We start from the raw sequence: 468 nt of genomic DNA on the forward strand, positions 1-468 counted from the left end.
GTCGTCGACCAGGTGCAGCAGCTTCAGGATGTAGATGTAACCCACCGAGATCGGGTGCGGGAACGGCTCGCCGGAGCGGCCGTCGAACAGCCGCGCCTTGCCGTTCTCCCCCACCATGCGGGAGCCGTCCCGGTTGAGAAGGGTGTTGTTGAGCAGGCCGACGATCTCCTCCTCGTGGGCGCCGTCGAACACCGGCGTGGCGACCTTGGTCCAGGGCTCGACCCTGCCCAGGTCCTTGTCACGCAGGCGCTCGGCCCAGGCTTCGTCGAGACCGGAGACGTCCCATCCGCGGGCGGCGATCCACCCGAGGTGGGTCTCCAGCACCTGGCCGACGTTCATCCGGCCCGGCACACCCAGCGGGTTGAGCACGATGTCGACCGGCGTGCCGTCCTCGAGGAACGGCATGTCCTCCACCGGCAGGATCTTGGAGATGACGCCCTTGTTGCCGTGACGGCCGGCGAGCTTGTC

1 pseudogene is annotated in these 468 nt (G+C 68.2%); it reads right to left on the reverse strand.

What is annotated here, in order from left to right:
- A pseudogene (locus FLV34_RS39755) lies at positions 1 to 468 on the reverse strand (DNA-directed RNA polymerase subunit beta); the annotation flags it as partial.

The sequence above is a fragment of the Microbispora sp. CSR-4 genome, assembly GCF_008033685.1.
In the GTDB taxonomy this organism is placed as follows: domain Bacteria; phylum Actinomycetota; class Actinomycetes; order Streptosporangiales; family Streptosporangiaceae; genus Microbispora.